Source organism: Bulleidia sp. zg-1006 (genome assembly GCF_016812035.1).
Taxonomy (GTDB): Bacteria; Bacillota_I; Bacilli_A; order Erysipelotrichales; family Erysipelotrichaceae; genus Bulleidia.
This window is the reverse complement of sequence record NZ_CP069178.1, coordinates 1,383,065-1,403,886: the sequence shown is the minus strand read 5'-3', so window position 1 is coordinate 1,403,886 and position 20,822 is coordinate 1,383,065. Positions and strand designations below refer to the sequence as shown.

The window sequence follows — 20,822 nt, the reverse complement described above, 5'->3', positions numbered from 1 at the left end:
AAGGCAACTACTGCCTTTCTTGTGTTAAGGAATAAGCTCCATATAAACCGGCCAAATTTCCCAGTTTGGCTTTTTTAAGTTCTATCCCATGGAAGCCGTCTAATAAATTCTTTTGAAATGAATTTCGGATGCGCTTAAATATATAAGGTTGTTCCAGAATACCACCACCTAAAATGAGCGTAGGGACATTCCATACATAAGATAAAGACTGTAAACCAATCACAATTTCATCAATCCATTCATTCACAATTGCTTGTAATTCAGGTCGTTGAATTTGTTTCAAGAGTTCTCTTCCATTTTGAATACTAGAATCAACTTCATGAACCTTCTTCATAAGAGCGGTCGTAGAACAATTATGTTCATAGCTCATATCCCATGAGTTTGTGTTCTTTTTTGCGTGAAGGGTTAAAGCACCCAGCATCACACCTTGAGAAGAACCACTTCCATAGTAAGCTTTTCCATTTAGGAAAATACCGCCGCCAATTCCGGTTCCATAGGTTAGGCAAATAAAATCATCTAGTCCTTGAGCACTGCCCAAAAAATATTCTCCACGAGCCGCCGCATAGACATCATTTTCAACAAAACAGGGAACATGGAAAATAGTTTCAAAATATTCCTTAACCTTAGTGCCGGTGTAGCCGGGCATATTATCATTAGCATAATGGATAGAACCATCTTTTACATTGACTTGTCCACATGTACTAATACCGATGGCTTGAATTGGTTCAACTTGTTTTAACCAGTTCATTACCTTTTCTAAAACCTGTTGAGATCCTTTGTTCGCTTCCGTGGCTATTTCTTCTTGGAGGGAAAGTATTCCATCAATAAATAATGCCAGTTTAATATTGGTGCCACCAATATCAGCGCATGCAATTCTATTCTTCATTTAAAGCCTTCATAAATTTCTTGGTGATTTCCAAAGGACGAGTGATTGCACTTCCCACAACCACCGCATGCACCCCCATATCCATCGCATGACGACAATGCTCAGGAGTGGAAATATTTCCTTCTGCAATAATTGGAACGGGGCATTGTTCTACCAAATCCTTTAAGAAACGATAAGGTGGTAAAGATATACCCTTTGTATAGCCCGTGTAACCTGCTAGTGTGGTACCAACGAAATCAAAGCCAATTTCAGCCGCATGAAGACCTTCTTGTAAATTAGAAGTATCAGCCATGAATAATTGATTTGGATATTTCTTACGCACTTCTTGGAATAAATCATCCATGGATTGATGGTTTGGACGCATTCTTTTTGTGGCATCTAAAGCAATAATATCCACTCCTTCTTCAACCAAAGCATCCACTTCAACCATGGTAGGTGTAATATAAACATTTGGTTCATCCGCATAGACTTTCTTGATGATGCCAATAATTGGCAAATTCACCATTTTTTTAATTTCTTGAATGTCTTCTATCGTATTAGCACGAATTCCTTTGGCACCACCTTGAAAAGCCGCAAGTGCCATTCTTCCCATGATAAAGGAAGAATGAAGTGGTTCTTCCGGTAAAGCTTGGCATGAAACAATCAATTGACCTTTGATGGTCTCTATTATTTCTTGATTAGTCATAAATATAATTCTCCTTTCCTAAATGTACTCATTCGAGTTAAGTAAGTTAAAATAGGTATGCGTAAAGGCATAAGCGCCAATCTCGGAAAGAATGGCTAGGCCTGTTTTGCCTATTTTTAATTTTCCCATTTGAAGTATTGGTAGAGTGTAGAGTTGACTTGTCTTGCCGATAGAATTCATTTCTAAGTAATGATAAAGTTCATGACTTAAAATTAAATTAATCGCTTCATCCATAGAGAGTTGATTTTCCTTTGCCCATAAAGCGATGGACTTTGTGTATAAGGTAATCTCATTTTTGCCGGATAAATAATCAGAGTAATATCGGTTATGACCAGAAACGAAATCCATATCTTTTTCAATGATTTTTAAGTGGTACGCATTGAGAATAACTTTGAATTGACCATGGTGGTATTGTTCAAAAATATCCTTGGCCGCTTTTTCACCTTGTTCCCAAGCACAATCAATGACCTTTTGGTAATCAGAAGGAGGTATTTTGGCATAGGAATAATCCCGTTTTAATTCTTCAAAGCAGTCCTGTTTTTCGGGAAATGGAATGTTCTTAACCATCAATTCGTTTGGTGGCGATGACTAAAATTTCTTGATCTTGAGGGATCGCCTTAATTTCTAAGTCCCCAAGAGATTGTATTTGGCTTTCTTCCGGTAAACCGGCTAAATCCACAATTCGTTTACCAATGATTAAATAAACATTTGGTAAGTTGGAACCACCGTCGTTGTATTCTGTGAGTTCTTCCAGGATGTGATTTAACACCGAAGACCAGTCTTTTGCTTGTGATGATAAAACCATCGCATTCTTTTTTTGTAAACGAATAACCCCCTCATCATCAATTAGGCGAAGTGGAGTGGTCTTTGTTTTCATAAAGCCGAAGAGCTTTTTTTCGACTTGATGAGCTTGTATTGCGTAAAGACCATCGGTTTTACCGGAGATAAATAAATGACTAACTGGTAGATTTAAATTTGCGGATACTGTTTCAAGCAATTCTTTTTCAGATAGTTGGGCTTTTAAGCGATTCTTAGATCGTAATTCCGTTGAACCGATTGCGATAGCACGAACTAAATTTCTTTGCGTGTCTACTTCAATGGAAACTTCCACTGAATTTGGCGAAGCACCATTTTGAATTGCCTTTTGAACAGCTTCATGACGAATAGCTAAAATATCCTCATCACTTGGATTAGAAATGACTCTTTCAACCATATCACGAACCATGGCTAAGGCAACACCAATCGTAGAAATCACCGGAGCATTTTTGGCAATCTTAAATTCATGACCCATGGTTTCGGCTAAATGAGGAACAACCGTTGTACCTCCACCTCCACCACCAACAAAGAGTGTGGTTCTTGGATCCATGTGGTAATCCTTCATTAAGCTTTCTACAACTTTAGCGTTTTTAATGGCCGCGAAAGAAAGAACCTTCTCAGCACATTCTTCAACGGTTAAGTGCATTTGATCCGCTAATGGTTTCCAAGCTTTTTTAGCGGCTTCTATATTTCCATAAGCGTATTGTCCTTCTTGAACATAGCCGGCAATATTAGCGGCACCGGCCATGGTTAGAGCAACGCAAACACCATAATCACATTCCACATAGGCATAGTTAGGATCGCCTTTCTTTGGTTGAATGGTTTTTAATACCGGATGCGAAATTTTATCAGCATCGGTATACACTTCATAATCTAATTCTGCAATATGTGCTGATCTTGGTCCGATATTGATGGCTTTTCCATCTTCCATTTCAACCATAGAACCACCACCAATACCAACCGTACGAACATCCAAAGAGTTAAGATAAGTACTATGACCACCAACTTCAGCGTATTTAATCATGACCTTTCCATCTTTAACGCAAGAAATATCCGTTGAGGTACCACCAACCTCAAAGAAGATACCATCGCTTAGTTTTTCATACATCAAAGCCCCGGCTACGCCGGCAGCCGGTCCCGATAAAATGGTCAGAATAGGTCGCTTTTGAACCTCATCAACACTCATAACTCCGCCATCACAACGCATAACCATCAATGGATTTTGAATATCGGCTTTATGGATAGAATCATTGGTCATCGTAGCGGCTTCTAGCATCTTAGGCATAATAGAAGCGTTAATGACAGCGGTTCTAGTTCTTACCTTTAAACCATATAGTTTAGAAATATCACTCGTTGCGGTTGCCGGAATACCTTGCTTAGCACAAAAATCAATGACTTTATTTTCATTGCTTGCATCATCCACGGAAAAAGCTTCCGCCGCCACAATACTAGTGCATCCTTCAGCTAGTAATTCTTGAATGGCTATTTGTATTTGTTCATCCATATTCTCTTTGGTATCCACATAGCCATTTTCGCTATTAAGGTATTTTCCCTTGGATAATTCAATATCCCCTAAATTTGTATCGCTTTTGGATTTCATTCCTTGCAAGCCTTGTCCTAAAGTAATAATGCCTACTTTCGCAACGTCTCCTTCCAATAAGGCGTTGGTTGCTTGGGTAGTACCATGCGCAATAAAGCTAACATCCTCCGGCTTGATTCGGTATTTTTGCATGATGTCTTGCAAGACTTGAATAATTCCGGCCGCAACTCCTTCTTTCGCACTATGGGTAGTTGGAATTTTTGTGGAACCAATAAATTCAAAGCTTTCATTATCAATCGCAACGGCATCCGTAAAAGTACCACCAACATCAATTCCAATACGTACTTTCATAAATAACTTCCTCCCTTGTATGAAAAGAAGCCTGCCAATGCAGACCTCTTGTCTGTATTTGAATTAGAAGAATTGAATTGCGGATAAGACAACTCCAAATACCGCAATTGCCCAAAGATAAGGTAATAACTTCTTCGTAATATTATTAACATCCACTTCACAGAAATTAGCCGCCCAAACATTTTGCGTGTTCGTCGGATCGCCACATCCTTGAATACGTTCAGCCGCTAAGAAAGCGCCCATAACCGCTAATGGGGATAAAGTACCAAGACCAATAATCAAAGCCGCAATACCGGAACCTAAACCAAATAAGTTCATCGGTCCACGATAAAGAGCTAATGGAGCTAATAGGGAGAAGAAGATAATGTAAGGAAGACGAGTCGATGGAATAATCTTTAGTAACAATGGATTTAAGACAGCCTTAACCATTGGGTGAGTGACTGCCAAGAATAACATGCCAATACCGACCATTAAGATTAAGGCCGGACCAGCATCGGTAACACCATCGTAACAGGTTTTTGTTAGAAGGTTCATGGCTTTGTTATAACTGTTTTGACTCATCAATAAAATCCAAAGAATACCAACAATAAAAGCAGGGACAACAGGGAATTTAAAGATAGCGACTAATACAATTGGAATCAATGGTGTAAGCATGGCTAAAGCCCCACGAATACCGGTGAGTTGTTGAGATGACTTTGGTTCTTGCATTTGGGTTGAGAAGGCAAACTTAATACCATTCTTTTTGAATTCAACGAAGATTAAGACCAAAGTAGCGAAAGCTGTAGCTGCCATTAGGTAAACTTCAAAGTCACGAATTTGATGGATGTCTAATGAGAAAAGAGTAGCGAATGTCTTCCAGTTTGCGATATTGAAAGATAAGCCGGTCGTAAAAGACATCAAGAAGATGGAAGCCGCTGAAATAGCCGGAATACCAACGGAAATAAGAATTGGCAGCACAATGGTACCAACCATGATGATGGAACCTAAGCCACTTAATGTTGTGAATAAAACAGCCACAACAGCACTTAAAACCAATGTGATTAACAATGGCTTATCACCGCCCAATTCAGCTGATTTTTTCACTAAATTTTCAGTAATACCGGTTTTGTTCATCAATTGACCTAACCAAGCTCCGAAGATAACAGCCATAATAGCGGATCCCATACGAACGGTTCCTGCTTCAACAACGACTTGAAGCCAGCCGATTGCAACACCTTTGTCATTAACGGCAATCGCCGGTACTTTGGCGATAACACAAATTAACACAGCCATCAGTGGTAAAGCCACCAAGGTAGGTAATTTCTTCGTCATCATGAAAACGGCAATAACCGCAAATACAAGAAGAATTAAAATTCCTTGCAACATATACTTTCTATCCTCCTATATGTTTTGTATGAACACGGTTTTAACCGTTGGTTCCAATTAGTAGCATCTTATGAAATAAGACCTGCCTGGATAAGCTTGAATTCACTTGATATACCGTAATGGATAAGCTATTCAAATCCATATAGCGTCCAAAGCTTTTCTCATTTAAGCAATAAATAAATATATTCTTTAAGTTTAAGAAACGGCGTAATTGATTTAATTGTGTTGCGATAACTTCTAAATTAGAGTTGAAAATCTCACTTAAATAATCCCGATTCAAGGGAATAACCTCATTTTCCAATAAGATTTTTCCTTCAATCTTCTTAGAAACACAAATGAACGCATCTTGTTTATGAAGAGAGAGAGCCATGAGTTCCGATAGGGTTGTTAGACCGGAAACCTGTTCTTCAACAGGACAATGGTAATAATCCTTTAAAGCATCACGAATGGTTAAAATTTGTGAAACATAACCAGTATCATAAAGAACGTTTAAGTCGGAAAGCTGGGTATCATCATGAACCAACAAGCCGATTTTAGAAACACAATTCTTGGGGAACATATCTTTCACCCATTCAAAAATGAGGCTACCGTCATTTTCTTGATTATAGAAGTTTCTTGATTCTAGTAATTCGTGATTTAAAGAATAGACATAGGTATAAATTATTTTGGCTCTAAATTCAATCAACAGATACGGAAGCGAATTATCTTGAAAGTAAAGCTTTTTGGCAGGTCTTCCTTTTCTTTGAATGGCACTTTTCTTTTCTTGAAGAATGCCATCTTCCAACAGTTCATTCACAATCTCCGTGACAGTACTAGGAGCCAAATCAACCAATTTTGATAGCTCTATTCTGGAAATACCGGGATGATGATGAATGGTTTCCTTAAGTAAATGTTTATTTTGTTTACGAATTTCTTCAATCTTTAAATGTTTCATGGACTTTCTTTCTATTTATTTCGGAGTCCGAAATAAATTAACCGCTTTCATTCTAACACTTCTAGTTTTAGAAATGCAATAGAACAAAAGCGATTTTTTAACGATAATTATTTATTAACTTAGAAAGCTTTTTACCATCTAGTTTTTTGAGGGAGCACTTATCGACTTCACAAAGATGAATGGCTTCTCCAGCCGCTTCACCAATATCAATACAAGTTGGAATAATACGAATACTAGCTTGCATTAAGAAAGTAGCAGAGATACAACGGCCAACCACAATTAGATTGTCTAATTCATTTGTAATAAGCGAGCGATAAGGTATTTCATAGTAGTCACCTTTTTGGTAAGACTTTTGGTGCACTAAGGATTGACTGGCTGAGTGGACGTCAATATACCAATCCCCACGAGCAATCGCATCTTCAAAGCGAGCCATAGTTGCGTATGCATCCTCTTGCATTTGATATTGACCAACGATACGCCAAGATTCACGAATGCCTAATTGGTTCGCTACTTGCAATAGGAAGGAATGTTCAAAGCCCGGCATCATGGCTTTTAGAAAGGTGACTAAACGTTGAATGGCTTGATGACCATACACATAAGCTTTTGATCTTTCAACAGCATTTGTATTATCTTTCATCATAACGATATGAGGACAGTTGAAAGACATTCCACCCGGTTTATCGGGGATGGAATAACACTGAAAATAATGCAAATCACTTGGAATTAGATAGCCTTGTTCAACTCCCTTTTGAAAAAGGGGTTCCATTGCAAATCCTTTATGAACAACCATTGCCGCTTCAAAGTAATCTTTTTTAGTTCGATGAATGCTGTAGCTGTCATTTAATGAGAAAACATATGCACGGAATTTCTCAATATCAATACCACCCATTTCAAAGCGTAAGGAACTAATTTGATTTTCTAAATGATGATCACCATGTTCCACAGGAATACCCGATAAACGAGAAAGCTTGGCATCACCGGTAGCATCCACAAAATGTTTCGCTTTTATTTCGTATAAGCCTTCAACACAGTCCACCACAATGGAAACAATAGTTCCATTTTCAATATTCACATCAATTAAACTTGTATCGTAAAGAATATGTCCATTCACATTGGTGTATAAGCTTTCCCAGCTATTATTCATCGCTTCTGCCGAAAACCAAATTTGTCCAGAACCTTGTTGATCTTCTGTATGCGCATAAGTGTTTAATTGGTTGACTAAATCATAAAAATTAGGGTGGTGCTTGGTATAAGAGCGCATCATCGGTGTCACTAGAGCATTGTTAGAGGAACCACCTAACTTAGTACTTTTTTCAACAATTAAAGTTTTCAATCCATATTTTGCACAGGTATAGGCAGTACTACATCCAGCACTACCACCGCCAATGACACAAACATCATATTCATCTAAAACAGGTATATTTTTAACGGCACACATAAAAGCCTCCTTTGTTATTTATCATTAAATTATTTTTCCAAGATAGTCAAGAATTCTTTTCTATTCTCATATTCTTAAAAAATAGGATAAAATAGACGTATGAAAAAATTATTAGCTTGTTTATTATGCTTGGCATTAGTTGCCTGCGGAACTAAGAAAACAGAACCTATCAAGCTCCAATCCTTTCCGCAAGAACAGAAGGGTGATAACTATACCGTTGCAGTGCATTCGCAATATAAGTTGAAATTCGCTAATGAAACATTGGATACCTATGCCCAAGATGCTTTACTGCAAAGGAAAGGTAATGAAGCCATCCTTTCGCAAAATATCAATGCGAATGGTCAGCGTTCAATCATCAAAGGGAATTATTACAATGGAAGAATTCACAATACTTTCAATGGTGTTTCTTATTATGAAGAAATGGGAATGGATGCCTTAATTAAAACGATGTTAGTGCCAATTGAACCATTGCGGACTATAAAGGCAGAACAATTAGAAAGCTATCGAGTGAAAAATGGAGTGTATACTTACTCCTATAAACCGGAGCCGGCGAAAGAAGTGTTCTTAAACCATTTTGATAGCTATGGTTTAAATAAAATGGATGAATTGAAAGTAAAGAAGAATGAAATTATAGATACTTTCCAAGGAAATACATTCATTTCCGAAACAGTGAAATTCACTTTAGAAATTAAAAAGAATAATCAGAAGGTTGAAGTGGAATATCAATCCAAAGCCGAAAGAAGTCAAGTTGGCAGCACAAAGATTTCTATTTCAGAAGCCCAAAAAGAACAAGAAAAGAAATACGTTCACTTTAAGAATATTGATACTTCACAAATAAAAGCTAAAACGAAAACCGATGATACGCCGGAAAATGATGTTTTAGCGACCTTAAAGAAACGTCTAGTCGGTCGTTTGGATTACAAAAAGGTATCGGATAATGAGTTTAAGTCTAAATTCAATAGTCACGAGGAATATAGCTTTTTATTTGATATAACAAGCTTCCAATATAAAAATTATTCTTTGGAGTATGTTTATAACTGGAAGAGTAATATCGCCAGTACAGGAAGCTGTACTTACAATTTCAACAATGGGGCGAAATCGAGTGCTTGTTCGCAAAACAACCTGGATATTTTCAAAAAAGTAAAGGATTATTTTAAATTAGAGCTTTATTATTGTGGATTAAGCAGTAGTGATTTCATAGATGAGAAAAAATAGATTATAATATATGGGTAGAGGTAATTATGGATAAAAATACATTAAAGGTTATTCTTCAGGAAGCGAAGAGTGGAAATGTTGACGGTTTAAATAAATTAGTCAAAAGTTATCAACAAGAAATTTATCGTAATTCAAAGTTATACACAGGGAACAAAGAATTAGCGAAATTCATTACGAAGAACACGATTACGAAAGTATTCACTAATTTAGATGAAGCCTTAAATCATGTGGATCATTTTGAGACATGGTTATCCCGGGAAACGATGGATAAGGCTTTAGAAAGCTTATTGCCTTTTAATCCGTTTGAAACAGGAGAAGTAAAGGAAGTTGGCTTAGTGGATGATGAAAATGCTTGGGCAAAGGTATTTGCGTATAGCGATGGTTTAAGCGATGGGGAAAGAACAGTTTTAAATCTTTTTGCTATTAAAAAGATGGATGAAGATGCCATTGCTTCTAAGATTTGTTTATCGAAAGAAGATGTGCATTCTTTACTGGAAAGAGCCAAGAACCATTTATCGGCTGAAGGCTTTTCTTTTGAGGATTATTCTCGATTATTAAATGTTTCTGAGCCAACTGAAATATCCCTTTCCGAGCGAATGCCTACCACATCAGTTATGGTAGAAAAAGTGCCTGCTTATGTGAAAGAGATAGAAGAAGAGGATGAGCAGGAAGAACTAAAAGAACAAAAGAAAAAGAGCGGTTGGAAGACGACCATGATTTATATCCTGGTAGGTGTTATTATCTTGACTGTGGAATGGCTGGCCTTAGATTATTTCTTTGGCAATAAGAATAAAAACCAAGTAACAACGCCAACTACGCAACAAACGACAACTCCGAATGAACAACCGACAACGCCTGCTCAACAAATAGAACAGACAAAACCAGAAACACCAAGTCCATCTAAGGAAGCCACATTAGGTAAAGTAAATATCACTAAGACAGGTCTTCATGTTCGTAATCAACCAACGACCAAAGGTAAAGATTTAGGAACTTTGAAACAAGGTGAAAGTTATGATGTTTTAGAAATAAAACAAGCGGACAATTACACTTGGTATCGTATTGGAGAAAATAGATGGATTGCGAATCCATTGGGTTATGTGAATTTTGAAAAAGCCACAAACTAATTCATTAAAAAATCCTAACTGATGAGCTAGGATTTTTTTGTATTTAGACAAATTTCTATTGTAGAAATGAAGCGGGAAAAAGTAAAATAGTTATATGGATTTAAAAATAAAAGCGAAACAGAATCACATCCCTATTATGCAAGATAGTGGTCTTGCGTTTTTATTATCTTTTTTAAATGAACATACAGAAATCCAATCCATCTTAGAAATAGGTACGGCGATTGGCTATTCTGCTATTCAAATGGCAAAGGTACGCTTTGATATGCGTATTGATAGCTTGGAAATTGATGTCGAGCGTTATCAACAAGCTTTACAAAATATTCAAGAAGAGAAATTAGAAAATCGCATTCATGCTTATTTAGAAGATGCGGCTAATTTTAAAAGTTACCAAGATTATGATTTTATCTTTGTGGATGTGGCGAAGGCTCAATACGCACGTTATGTAGAACATTTTATTGGGAATAGTCATATTGGTAGCTATTTTGTGTTTGATAATTTAGCTTTTCATGGTCTTGTGAAAGATGATTCTAAAACCAACAATCGTAGTACGAAACAGTTAGTTCATAAGCTTAAAAAGTTTCAAGAAAGACTAAAAAACGACAAGCGTTTCCAAACCGATTTTTATTTAGAAATCGGAGATGGATTAGCTGTCGCTAAAAGAATTCGTTAGAAGCTACCGGAGGTATGACCAAAGCCACCGCTTTCTGAACTACTAAAGCCACCACCATCGAAATTATCATTATCGGAATCATCCTTCGGCTTATGAATGACAACAGTTGTGGTGTATAAGAAGACATCACTTTGTTGAGATAGTTGTAGACCTTTTTTCGTATAATCGGATGCCTCTAGTTGAATATCTGCACTATGGTGTCGTTTTTTAAGTCTAAAAACATAGATACCGGCTAGTAATAAAGGCACGAAAATCACAATTGCACTACGAATGTAGAAAGGAATGATAATGACATCAACCGTTTCTTTCATAAAACGTTGAAAGCCTTCATAATACTTGTTATGACGCAAGTATTTCTTCACCACCACTGAAGCAATCTTTTCACGCTTTTTAGCTGTATAAATGGATGAAGCTTTTTTACCATAGGTCACAACATCAAAGCGTCGATCCCACATCGTTAGTACTAACATAATACCATCATGGTTAGCACCATAGCCAAGTTTTTCATTTTTATAAATAGCTTCGGAAAAAGATTCAATCGTTGAATAACTGCCTTTATCCAGGTAAACACGGATGTAAACAGCAATCTTATGTTCCTGTTCAATTTTTTGAGCGCGTTCTTCTAACTGATGGATTTGTTCTTGCGAAAGTAAACCATATTTATCAACTACATGAGGAGTATTTTCATTAGCTTGAACAGGAATAAGGCAAAGGAAAAGTAATAATGCAAAGAAGAAAAAAGTTATTTTTTTACGCATACATTACCTCCATAGTATAAACAACGAAACATATAGAATAGCGAAAATAATAAGTGCCGTTAAAGTAAAGTAACGAAGCGCTTTCTTTTTATCCACCGGTAAATCATCGGATACCATTTTCCCGGTTTGTCCATTCATCGCAAAACGATAGTTTTTACCTTTATATCTTGTGGTTAATAACCAAACGGGCAAGAAAACATAATGAATACTACCTGGATGAATTTCATATTTTTCATGAATTGGATAGCTTGTATCATAAGCACTGAACTCTTGATTAAAAAGATGTATAGTTGTGTTTTGAATACGCTGATCGACACGATTAGAATCTTCATCAGAATTGACATCATAACGATCCGCAAAATAACCGGCTAGATAGCTCATTTGGAAATCCGTTAAATCATCATAATGAAAAGGTTCAATCGCATCCATCAATTCATCGGGCATTTTCGTAGAAGCATCGGCCGGAACTCGTTCAAACTCAACGTCACCGGCACGGGTTGCGAGATAGTGATGGGTGTGTTGGTATATATCATCACCTATATAATCAGAAGTGGTGACAGTTGCTTTGCATTGACTATATCCCTCAACTCGACCATCATAAAGCCAAAAAGGCACATAAATTCCCTTGATTTCTTTGATGTGATTTTCTTCTTTGAAGTTATTGGGTAGAAGTGGTTTATTCTTATAAAAATGTTTTAAAGTATTAATGGCTGTTTGTTTAACCTGCTTGAAGGGAATGATTTGATCCGGTTTTAAGCCACCATTGATTTGTGATTCAATGACCATTGGATTGGCACAATAGGGGCAACTAGATGCCGCCATGGTTTTATCCGCTATGATTTGAGCCCCACAGCTTTGACAAGAGTAAGAAGCCATTTGATTTTCTTCCACTTCTGACCAATGGTCTAAATGATTACTTTTTTGCGCAAAGCTACCTTTTAGCTCAGGCTTACTTTCCCTCTTTTCTAAACGCGTATCCACTTCTTCCGGCGAATAAATGGAACCACAATGATCACAAACGAGCTTTTGTTGACTAGCGTCAAAGCGCAAAGGGGAACCACAGTTAAAACACTGGATATTTGTTGAAGATTGACTCATTATTCTGGTTTTTTAGTACCGCAGTTACTGCAGAACTTACCTTCATTTGTGGTTTGGCAACTTGGGCAAAGCCATTGACCGCCTTGTTTGTAGAGCTCGTTCACATCAATTCCACCGGCTTGCTGGGCGGCGTTTAAACCTACATAGCCCATCATGGCACCATTTGGATTTTTAGCCGCATCTTGCATGGCTTGAGCTTGAGCCGCCGCAATATTCGCCGCTGCTAAGTTAGGATCACGGAAAGCCGTTGCTTTTTGTAGAGATTTAAGCGTTGCTTCATCATTTTCATCAGCAACGATAGAATTGACCCCAAAGGACACAATTTGAATACCACGTAAGTCCGTCCACTTAGAACTTAATTGTTCATTTAAACTTTGGGCTAATTCCTCTGTATGACCAGGAATTTGACTATAACGAATGCCTTGATCGGAAAGCTTCGCTAAAGCCGGTTGTAGAGCGGTCAATAATTCAGCACGCAATTGTTCATTTAATGTGTCTAAATTATAATCATTTTCCACATTGCCGCTAACATTGGTGTAGAAAAGAACCGGATTAACAATGCGGATACTATAAGTACCGAAAGCCTTCAAGGAAATATCCATATCAATACCGGCTTTTTCTTCTACAACACGGAAAGGAATCGGATTTGGTGTGCCATACTTCAAACCGGTAATTTCTTTGATGTTGATGAAGTAGACACGTTGATCTTGACCGGCTTGTCCTCCATAACTAAAACGGCTACCAATTTCACTAAAAACAGATTTGACAGCGTCTTTGAAACTACCTAAGAAAATACTTGGCTCTGCGTTTTTGTCGTAGATATATTCACCAGGTTCTCCCACTAAGTCAATCACTTTCCCATTTTCAACAACAAGTAAACATTGACCATCCGAAACAATCACTTTCGATTGATCGCTTAAGATATTACCATTGCTGGAATTGCGATTAAGACCTTTCGTTACTAAGGTATTGTTGTCTAAAGCATCACAATAAATGTAATCCTTCCAAACATCTTTTAAGGTGGAGCGTACAGCTTCAACACCGACTGATATAAAGCCCATAATAAGCCTCCTTTTAATGCTTTTATTATAATACTAAAAATGATTTTGGTATAATGGTATCATGAGTATTATTTACCTAATTGAAGATGACTATGCCTTATCCATTCAAATCCAAAAGAATTTAGAAAAATGGGGCTATCAAACTCATCGAACACAAGACTTTCAACATTTGGATGAAGAGGTGAAAAGCTACCAACCGGATTTAATTTTATTGGATATCCATTTACCTTATTACGATGGTTTTTATTGGTGTGAAAAAATCCGCAAAGAAACGAATACACCTATCCTTTTTCTTTCCAGTGCGAATGAAGAAATGAACATTATTCACGCTTTAAGTTTGGGTGGCGATGCGGGAATTTGACAGTTTTGAATTTTATATTTTCTTAAAAAGCTAGTAAATACTAGCTTTTTTGCTGTTTTCATGTCAAATTCAGGGGATTTCGTTTGTAATAATATGTAATATCTGATATAATATTAGTGGAGGTGTGCCTATGTTTATCACTAAATCGAAATCTAAAAACTCGACCTTTTATTATCTTGCCTATTCTAAAAGAACCGGTAAAAAAGTTTCTACCCATATCTTTGAAGCCCTTGGAAGTGCTGATGATATTCGTAAAAAGGTGGGTGACCCTAATCTTGATGTTGATACTTGGACTAAAGCATATGCTAAGCAAAAAACTTTAGAGATGAAAGAAGATAAGGAAAGAATTACTGTTTCTTTTGCGCCTGCTAATCGAATTAATCATAAAACAATTCGTCATGTGCATATTGGTTATTTCTTTATCCAAAAAATATTAAAGGACTGTGGTTTAACTAAGATTAGTGATAAAATCAAAAAAGAAGGACAATTCAAATTTGATTTAAACCAAATTATGCGTTATCTTGTTGCGAGTAGGATTTTAGCACCTGGTTCTAAACTATCCACTTTTGAGTTTTCAAAGCATTTCTTTGAAGCCCCAAATTTCGCTTTACACGATGTATATCGTACTTTAGAAAAAATGTATGAATACAAAGATTTTATTCAAGAAAGTTTATACCAAACAACCCACAATAACTTTAAACGCAATTCATCTATCTTATATTATGATTGTACTAACTACTTTTTTGAAATTGAAGAAGAAAAAGGAATTAGACAATATGGATTATCTAAAGAACATCGACCTAATCCGATTGTGCAAATGGGCTTATTTTTAGATCAGTATGGTTTACCCCTTGCTTTTGATATCTTTCAAGGCAATAAAAACGAACAAGCTTCTCTAAAACCTATCGAACAAAAAATTATTAAAGACTATGGATTAGATAAAGTGATTATCTGTTGTGATGCCGGTTTAAATAGTTGTACTAATAAGAAATTCAATGATATCACTAATCGTGGTTTTATTATGACTTATTCACTTAAAAAGGCAAAACAAGCAATTAAAGATTGGGTATTTGAAGATAGTGGTTGGAAAAGAGATGGTGATGGTAAAGTTTTTCGATTATCAGAAATAAAAGAATTAGAAAATGACTATCATATCTATTATAAAGAAAGATGGATTAAGGAAAATGGTGTTGAAGAAAGAATCATTGTAAGTTATTCGCCGGAATACGCCGGTTATCAAGAACATCTTAGATCCAAACAAATAATCAGAGCAGAAGCAGTCATTTCAAGTAATAAGAAATTAAGAAATCATCAAAAAGCAACAGATTTTAAACGATTAATAGCCATTGACTATACCAATGAAGATGGAGTATCCGCAAAAGAACAACATCTATCCTTAAATAGTGAAAAAATAGCTGAAGAAAGCAAATGGGATGGTTTATACTGTATTAGCACTAATTTAGAAGATAATATCAAGATTATCTTACAAGTACATCGTCAAAGATGGAAGATTGAAGAAAGTTTTAGAATATTAAAAAGTGAATTTAAAGCACGACCGGTATATCTTAGTAGAGAAAGTAGAATATACTCACACTTTTTAACTTGCTTTATGGCATTGTTAGTTGAAAGGATTATTGAAAAAAACTTAGTTCAATACACCACAAAAGAAATTATAACAACCTTAAGAAGTATGCAATTATGTGAGATAGGCAATAAACAATACATTCCTGCTTATACTAGAACAGTAATAACTGATAAATTACACGATGTTTTTAAGTTTAATACTGACTATGAGATTATGAGTTTTAAAAGCTTAAATGAAATTAATAAGAAGACCAAAAGTTAAAATATTATTACATTTTGAATAAAGAAAAAAGATGAAAAAAAGGCTTAAATAGAGCGTTTTTTCATCTTTATCTTTTTAAAACTGTCAAATTTAGGATTTTGGTATAATGGTATCATGAGTATTATTTACCTAATTGAAGATGACTATGCCTTATCCATTCAAATCCAAAAGAATTTAGAAAAATGGGGCTATCAAACTCATCGAACACAAGACTTTCAACATTTGGATGAAGAGGTGAAAAGCTACCAACCGGATTTAATTTTATTGGATATCCATTTACCTTATTACGATGGTTTTTATTGGTGTGAAAAAATCCGCAAAGAAACGAATACACCTATCCTTTTTCTTTCCAGTGCGAATGAAGAAATGAACATTATTCACGCTTTAAGTTTGGGTGGCGATGATTTCTTGCAAAAACCTTTTTCTTTAGAACTACTAATCGCAAAGGTGCAAGCGATTTTAAGGAGAAGCCAAGCTCAACTTGATTTTTATCAATACAAAGAATTGAAATTAGAAGAATTATCGCTTTACTACCAAGAAAGAGAATTGGTTCTTTCCCCAAATGAAGCGAAGATTTTAAAATGCTTATTAAAAATAGCTCCTAAGATTTTGAAAAGAGAAGAACTGATGGACTATTTATGGAAGAGTGAAGACTTTGTGGATGAGAATACCTTGACAGTGAATGTGTCTCGCTTGCGTAAGAAGATGGAAGAAATGGATATTCCCTATCATATTGAAACAATTCGTGGAATGGGGTATCGTCTAGTATGATTTTTTTGCTTACATTATGGCTGGTGACTTTATTTGGGCTTGGGCATTTATATCAAATACCAATGGAATTTTTGGTTTTAACGGCTTTCACTTTAATCGTTATGACTATTCCCGTTGCGCTATCTAGTTTTGAAAAGAAACATAAAATACAAAAGGAAAGAAATCGTTTATTGAATTCAGACCATTTAGAAAATGTGGAATTCGATGCGGTTTTACCTAAAAAAGAAAGTAAAATTTATCAACGCTATCAACAACTCATTCAAAAAGTACAGTTGAATGATCGACAAATCCAAGAAGATAATCAACATTTTTATACAATGTGGGTACATGAGATTAAGTTGCCTTTATCTACCTTACAGTTGGCTTTAGAGGAAGAAAAAAGTGATAAACTGGTTTTAGAAAGTCAATTGATTAAGATGAATCAATTGGTGGATATGATTTTGATGTATGCTAAACAAAAGGATAATCAACAGGATTTAAGCATTCGGGAAGTGAAATTAGATACAGTGGTGCGTCAATGTGTGCAACAACTTCGCCCTTTGTTTATTTTAAATCACATTTCTTTGGAGCTAAGAGATATTCAGCAATCGGTACTTAGTGATAATAAATGGTTGTCTTTTATGCTGAACCAGTTTTTAAGTAATGCCATTAAATATAGTCCGAATGGAAAGATTTGTATTTATGAAGAAAAACAAGAGCTAATCATAGAAGATACCGGTTATGGAATTTCAAAAGAGGATTTGCCAAGAATTTTTGAGGCCGGCTATACGGGTCAAAACGGGCATCATGGGCAGTATTCAAGTGGTTATGGTTTATACTTGGTGTCTTTAATTTCACATCAACTAAATCATCCGATTTCCGTTGAATCCCAAGTGGGCGTGGGAACGAAGATACGCATTCATTTTGAAAATAAGAATGTATTATTGTAGCTTACAGGATTGTAAGCTAATTGTTAGCTTCATCAATGGTGAAGCTTTTTTCCATCTTTTAGACTAAGAGTGTAAGGAGAGTGTCAGATATGAGTTTATTAGAGATTAAACATATTCAAAAAATTTATTCTTCCAAATTATCCAATCAAAAAGTAGTGGCTTTGGAAGACGTTGACTTCAAGGTGGAAGAGGGCGAATTTATCGCTATCATGGGGGAAAGTGGAGCTGGTAAATCGACTTTACTAAATATCTTAGCTACCTTAGATCAACCGACAAAGGGGTCGGTTGCGTTAAGAGAAAAGGCCTTTTCTTCTTTAAAAGAAAAAGAGCTAGCACAGTTTAGGCGTGAACATTTGGGCTTTATTTTCCAAGATTTTAATTTAATGAACACATTAAATGTGGAAGATAATATTTATTTACCGATGGTTTTATCACGCAAGCCTTATGGTGAAATGAAAAAGCGCTTGGATGAAATTGCTCCGATTTTAAATATTCAGAATTTATTAAAGAAGTATCCTTATGAATTATCCGGCGGTCAGAAACAAAGAGTGGCAGTTGCTAGAGCGGTGATTACGCAACCTGATTTATTATTGGCGGATGAACCGACAGGTGCTTTAGATTCCCATTCTTCCGCTACCTTATTGGATTTATTTCAATCGTTGAATCGAGCCGGGCAAACCATTTTGATGGTAACGCATTCGACTATGGCGGCTAGTAAAGCCAATCGTATTTTATTCATTCGTGACGGTCATTTATTTCATCAGCTTTACCGTGGGGATTTAAACGATGAAGAATTATACAAGAGAATTAGTGATACCATCACCTTGATGAGCGTAGGTGGTGAGCAACATGTTTAAGCTATATAGTCGATTAGCCATTCAAAATATTCATAACGATCGAAAGCGGTTTGTGCCTTTCTTGTTAGCGATGAGTTTATTAACTCTTATGATGTATAACTTCATTTCTATGGGAATGAATCCTTATATTTTAAATTCTCGTGGTGGTAGAAATATTATTCAAGTATTGACTGTGGGTAGATGGATTGTCGGTATTGCGACTTTAATTATTAGTTTTTATGCCTATTCCTTTGTATTGAAAGGTAGACAGGAAGAATTTTCCTTATTAAACACCCTAGGTTTAGAAAAGAAACATATTCGTTCCATGGTTTTAATTGAATTATTACTTTTATATCTAGGGACGATTGTTTTAGGGATTACACTTGGGATTTTAGTGGATAAATTAATCTTTGCGGCCATGACGATGTTCTTAGATGGTCAAGTGAAGTTTGGCTTCTTTATTTCAGCGAACGCTATTCTCTATACCTGTTCTATTTTCTTGGCTTTATACTTTGGTTTCTTTATTCGGACCGGTTTCCAAATTCAATTGCATTCGATTTCTAGTTTAAGACAATTGTCTTCTCAAGGTGAGAAAGAACCAAAAGCGAAGACTTGGCTAGCTCTTATTGGTTTGGTATTTATGGGCTTTGGGTATTATCTTGCCTTAACAATTCAAAATCCATTAAAAGCAATCGCCATGTTTGTGGTAGCGGTGGTAGCGGTTATTATTGGTACTTATTGCTTGATTACAGCAGGTTCCATTACTTATTTGAAATGGCGTAAGAGCAAGAAGAAGGTTTATTATCAACCAGAACATTTTGTGAATATTTCAAATCTTTTATACCGTATGAAAGCTAATGCGGTGGGTTTAGGAAACATTGCGATTCTTTCAACGATGGTTATTATCATTCTATCTATATCAGCTTCATTAGTTATAGGGATTAAATCAACCATTGATTACCAATATCCTCGTGATTATGAAATTTCTGTATATAGTCGAAATGAGGATACGAACGCATCAGATGGACATTATTATAAAATTCCAAGCACTGAAGAAGCGGAAGGCTATTTAAAAGCGATTGCGACTTTGAATGAGAAACACCACATTCAACCTCAAGACATCAGTTATTTCCGTGCAACAAGTGGAACTTTAACTTTAAAAAATGGGGAATTTTCTTTTGAAGAGCAGGATCAAAGAAGCAGCTGGGACGCATTAAATGCTGTGCAGGTAACATATGTGTTGCAAGAGGATGTCAACCGAGTTTTTGGAACAAATTTGAAATTAAAAAAAGGTGAATTGGCAGTTTATGATCCGGATAATATCTTACAAGGAAAGGATTTAAACTACTTTGGTACAAAGAAGAAGTATCAAACCTTATCGAATATCAATATGACTTTATTTAATGCTGTAAATACAACGGTTTTAAAACAAATTGTGATTGTGGTGGATAGTGTTGAAAGCCTGGCAAATGTGAATGTTTTGCAAGCAAAACAACTAGGAGAAGAAAGTCGTTATTATTTGACGATTAAGTACAATGGTCAAGCCATCGATGAAGAAAAGTACATGAATGATCTTAAAAACGTTATTGAAGCGGAATATCATAAGAATGTAGCGAATTCAAAATATGGCTACTTACTTAATTCAAAGCGACTGAATTATCGTGAACTATTAAGCATTCATGTTGGTACTATCTATGTGTTGAGTATGTTGGTGGTTTTATTCACATCGGTATCCGTACTTGTGATTTACTACAAACAGGTAAGTGAGGGAACAAGAGACCGTGAAAACTACTTAATTATGCGTAAGGTTGGTATGGATGAAAGGATGATTCACAGGACGATTCGTCAACAGGTTAAGATTATATTCTTCTTACCACCGTTGATTGCGACCATGCATGTTTTGGCGGCCACGAAATTTATGCACTTGGTGTTGCAGATAATCGTTAAGATTAGCTTTTCAACGTTTGCATGGATTACCTTCGCTAGTTTGGCTGTTTACCTAATCTTCTTCTATATTGTCTATACTTTAACGACAAGGACATATTACGATATTGTAAAGCACTAAAAAGTCATTCATTTAAGTCGTTCTCATTATAGAGATAAATACAAGGCAAAAATCTTAGTGTAGTATGCCAATA

At 35.9% G+C, this 20,822-nt stretch carries 19 protein-coding genes; 9 read left to right on the top strand and 10 right to left on the bottom strand.

The annotated features are described in order from the left end of the window. Nucleotides 1-7 precede the first annotated feature (7 nt). The 7 genes from JOS54_RS07100 to JOS54_RS07070 all read right to left on the bottom strand — a co-directional run bounded on the left by JOS54_RS07100 (nt 8) and on the right by JOS54_RS07070 (nt 8,015). A complete protein-coding gene (locus JOS54_RS07100) occupies nt 8-886 on the bottom strand; it encodes an ROK family protein (RefSeq protein WP_203244894.1) in 879 nt (292 codons plus the stop codon). Then, the gene (locus JOS54_RS07095) at nt 876-1,571 is read right to left on the bottom strand and encodes an N-acetylmannosamine-6-phosphate 2-epimerase (protein WP_203244893.1); all 696 of its coding nucleotides are present in this window, start codon (nt 1,569-1,571) and stop codon (nt 876-878) included. The genes JOS54_RS07100 and JOS54_RS07095 overlap by 11 nt, the downstream gene beginning before the upstream one ends. 18 nt (nt 1,572-1,589) lie before the next feature. Beyond that, nucleotides 1,590-2,138: a hypothetical protein gene (locus tag JOS54_RS07090; protein WP_203244892.1), complete on the bottom strand. Its 549-nt coding sequence runs from the start codon at nt 2,136-2,138 to the stop codon at nt 1,590-1,592. After that, the gene (locus tag JOS54_RS07085) at nt 2,131-4,278 is read right to left on the bottom strand and encodes a hydantoinase/oxoprolinase family protein (RefSeq protein ID WP_203244891.1); all 2,148 of its coding nucleotides are present in this window, start codon (nt 4,276-4,278) and stop codon (nt 2,131-2,133) included. Before JOS54_RS07085 ends, JOS54_RS07090 begins: the two co-directional genes overlap by 8 nt. Before the next feature lie 63 nt (nt 4,279-4,341). Then, nucleotides 4,342-5,643 (bottom strand): C4-dicarboxylate ABC transporter, encoded by a 1,302-nt coding sequence (locus JOS54_RS07080; RefSeq protein ID WP_203244890.1) that lies wholly within the window; start codon nt 5,641-5,643, stop codon nt 4,342-4,344. Between the two features lie 40 nt (nt 5,644-5,683). Beyond that, nucleotides 5,684-6,577, bottom strand: a complete 894-nt coding sequence (locus JOS54_RS07075) for a winged helix-turn-helix domain-containing protein (RefSeq protein ID WP_203244889.1) — start codon at nt 6,575-6,577, stop codon at nt 5,684-5,686. Between the two features lie 97 nt (nt 6,578-6,674). Next, a complete protein-coding gene (locus tag JOS54_RS07070; RefSeq protein WP_203244888.1) occupies nt 6,675-8,015 on the bottom strand; it encodes an FAD-dependent oxidoreductase in 1,341 nt (446 codons plus the stop codon). Between the two features lie 99 nt (nt 8,016-8,114). On the opposite strand from JOS54_RS07070, the gene JOS54_RS07065 reads away from it, so the two are divergent. From JOS54_RS07065 to JOS54_RS07055, 3 genes are all read left to right on the top strand, one after another. Further along, complete coding sequence (locus JOS54_RS07065; RefSeq protein WP_203244887.1) at nt 8,115-9,230, top strand: hypothetical protein; 1,116 nt, start codon at nt 8,115-8,117, stop codon at nt 9,228-9,230. A 26-nt stretch (nt 9,231-9,256) separates the two neighbouring features. Beyond that, nucleotides 9,257-10,354: an SH3 domain-containing protein gene (locus JOS54_RS07060; RefSeq protein WP_203244886.1), complete on the top strand. Its 1,098-nt coding sequence runs from the start codon at nt 9,257-9,259 to the stop codon at nt 10,352-10,354. Between the two features lie 94 nt (nt 10,355-10,448). After that, on the top strand, nt 10,449-11,024 hold the full coding sequence (locus JOS54_RS07055; RefSeq protein ID WP_203244885.1) for an O-methyltransferase: 576 nt from the start codon (nt 10,449-10,451) through the stop codon (nt 11,022-11,024). Here the strand turns inward: JOS54_RS07055 and JOS54_RS07050 are convergent. The 3 genes from JOS54_RS07050 to JOS54_RS07040 are packed head-to-tail and all read right to left on the bottom strand — an operon-like array spanning nt 11,021 to nt 13,941. Beyond that, nucleotides 11,021-11,782 (bottom strand): TPM domain-containing protein, encoded by a 762-nt coding sequence (locus tag JOS54_RS07050; protein ID WP_203244884.1) that lies wholly within the window; start codon nt 11,780-11,782, stop codon nt 11,021-11,023. The two genes, JOS54_RS07055 and JOS54_RS07050, sit on opposite strands and share 4 nt — an antisense overlap. A gap of 3 nt (nt 11,783-11,785) precedes the next feature. Continuing rightward, nucleotides 11,786-12,880: a TFIIB-type zinc ribbon-containing protein gene (locus JOS54_RS07045; RefSeq protein ID WP_203244883.1), complete on the bottom strand. Its 1,095-nt coding sequence runs from the start codon at nt 12,878-12,880 to the stop codon at nt 11,786-11,788. Continuing rightward, the gene (locus JOS54_RS07040) at nt 12,880-13,941 is read right to left on the bottom strand and encodes an SPFH domain-containing protein (protein ID WP_203244882.1); all 1,062 of its coding nucleotides are present in this window, start codon (nt 13,939-13,941) and stop codon (nt 12,880-12,882) included. Before JOS54_RS07040 ends, JOS54_RS07045 begins: the two co-directional genes overlap by 1 nt. Before the next feature lie 61 nt (nt 13,942-14,002). Between JOS54_RS07040 and JOS54_RS07035 the strand changes: the two genes are divergently transcribed. From JOS54_RS07035 to JOS54_RS07010, 6 genes are all read left to right on the top strand, one after another. Beyond that, nucleotides 14,003-14,302: a response regulator gene (locus JOS54_RS07035; RefSeq protein ID WP_203244881.1), complete on the top strand. Its 300-nt coding sequence runs from the start codon at nt 14,003-14,005 to the stop codon at nt 14,300-14,302. A gap of 130 nt (nt 14,303-14,432) precedes the next feature. Beyond that, complete coding sequence (locus tag JOS54_RS07030) at nt 14,433-16,148, top strand: IS1634 family transposase (RefSeq protein ID WP_203244804.1); 1,716 nt, start codon at nt 14,433-14,435, stop codon at nt 16,146-16,148. 114 nt (nt 16,149-16,262) lie between these two features. Then, a complete protein-coding gene (locus tag JOS54_RS07025; RefSeq protein WP_203244880.1) occupies nt 16,263-16,919 on the top strand; it encodes a response regulator transcription factor in 657 nt (218 codons plus the stop codon). Next, nucleotides 16,916-17,848: a HAMP domain-containing sensor histidine kinase gene (locus JOS54_RS07020; RefSeq protein ID WP_203244879.1), complete on the top strand. Its 933-nt coding sequence runs from the start codon at nt 16,916-16,918 to the stop codon at nt 17,846-17,848. Before JOS54_RS07025 ends, JOS54_RS07020 begins: the two co-directional genes overlap by 4 nt. 89 nt (nt 17,849-17,937) lie before the next feature. Beyond that, the gene (locus tag JOS54_RS07015; RefSeq protein WP_203244878.1) at nt 17,938-18,705 is read left to right on the top strand and encodes an ABC transporter ATP-binding protein; all 768 of its coding nucleotides are present in this window, start codon (nt 17,938-17,940) and stop codon (nt 18,703-18,705) included. After that, nucleotides 18,698-20,749: an FtsX-like permease family protein gene (locus JOS54_RS07010; protein ID WP_203244877.1), complete on the top strand. Its 2,052-nt coding sequence runs from the start codon at nt 18,698-18,700 to the stop codon at nt 20,747-20,749. Before JOS54_RS07015 ends, JOS54_RS07010 begins: the two co-directional genes overlap by 8 nt. Nucleotides 20,750-20,822 lie beyond the last annotated feature (73 nt).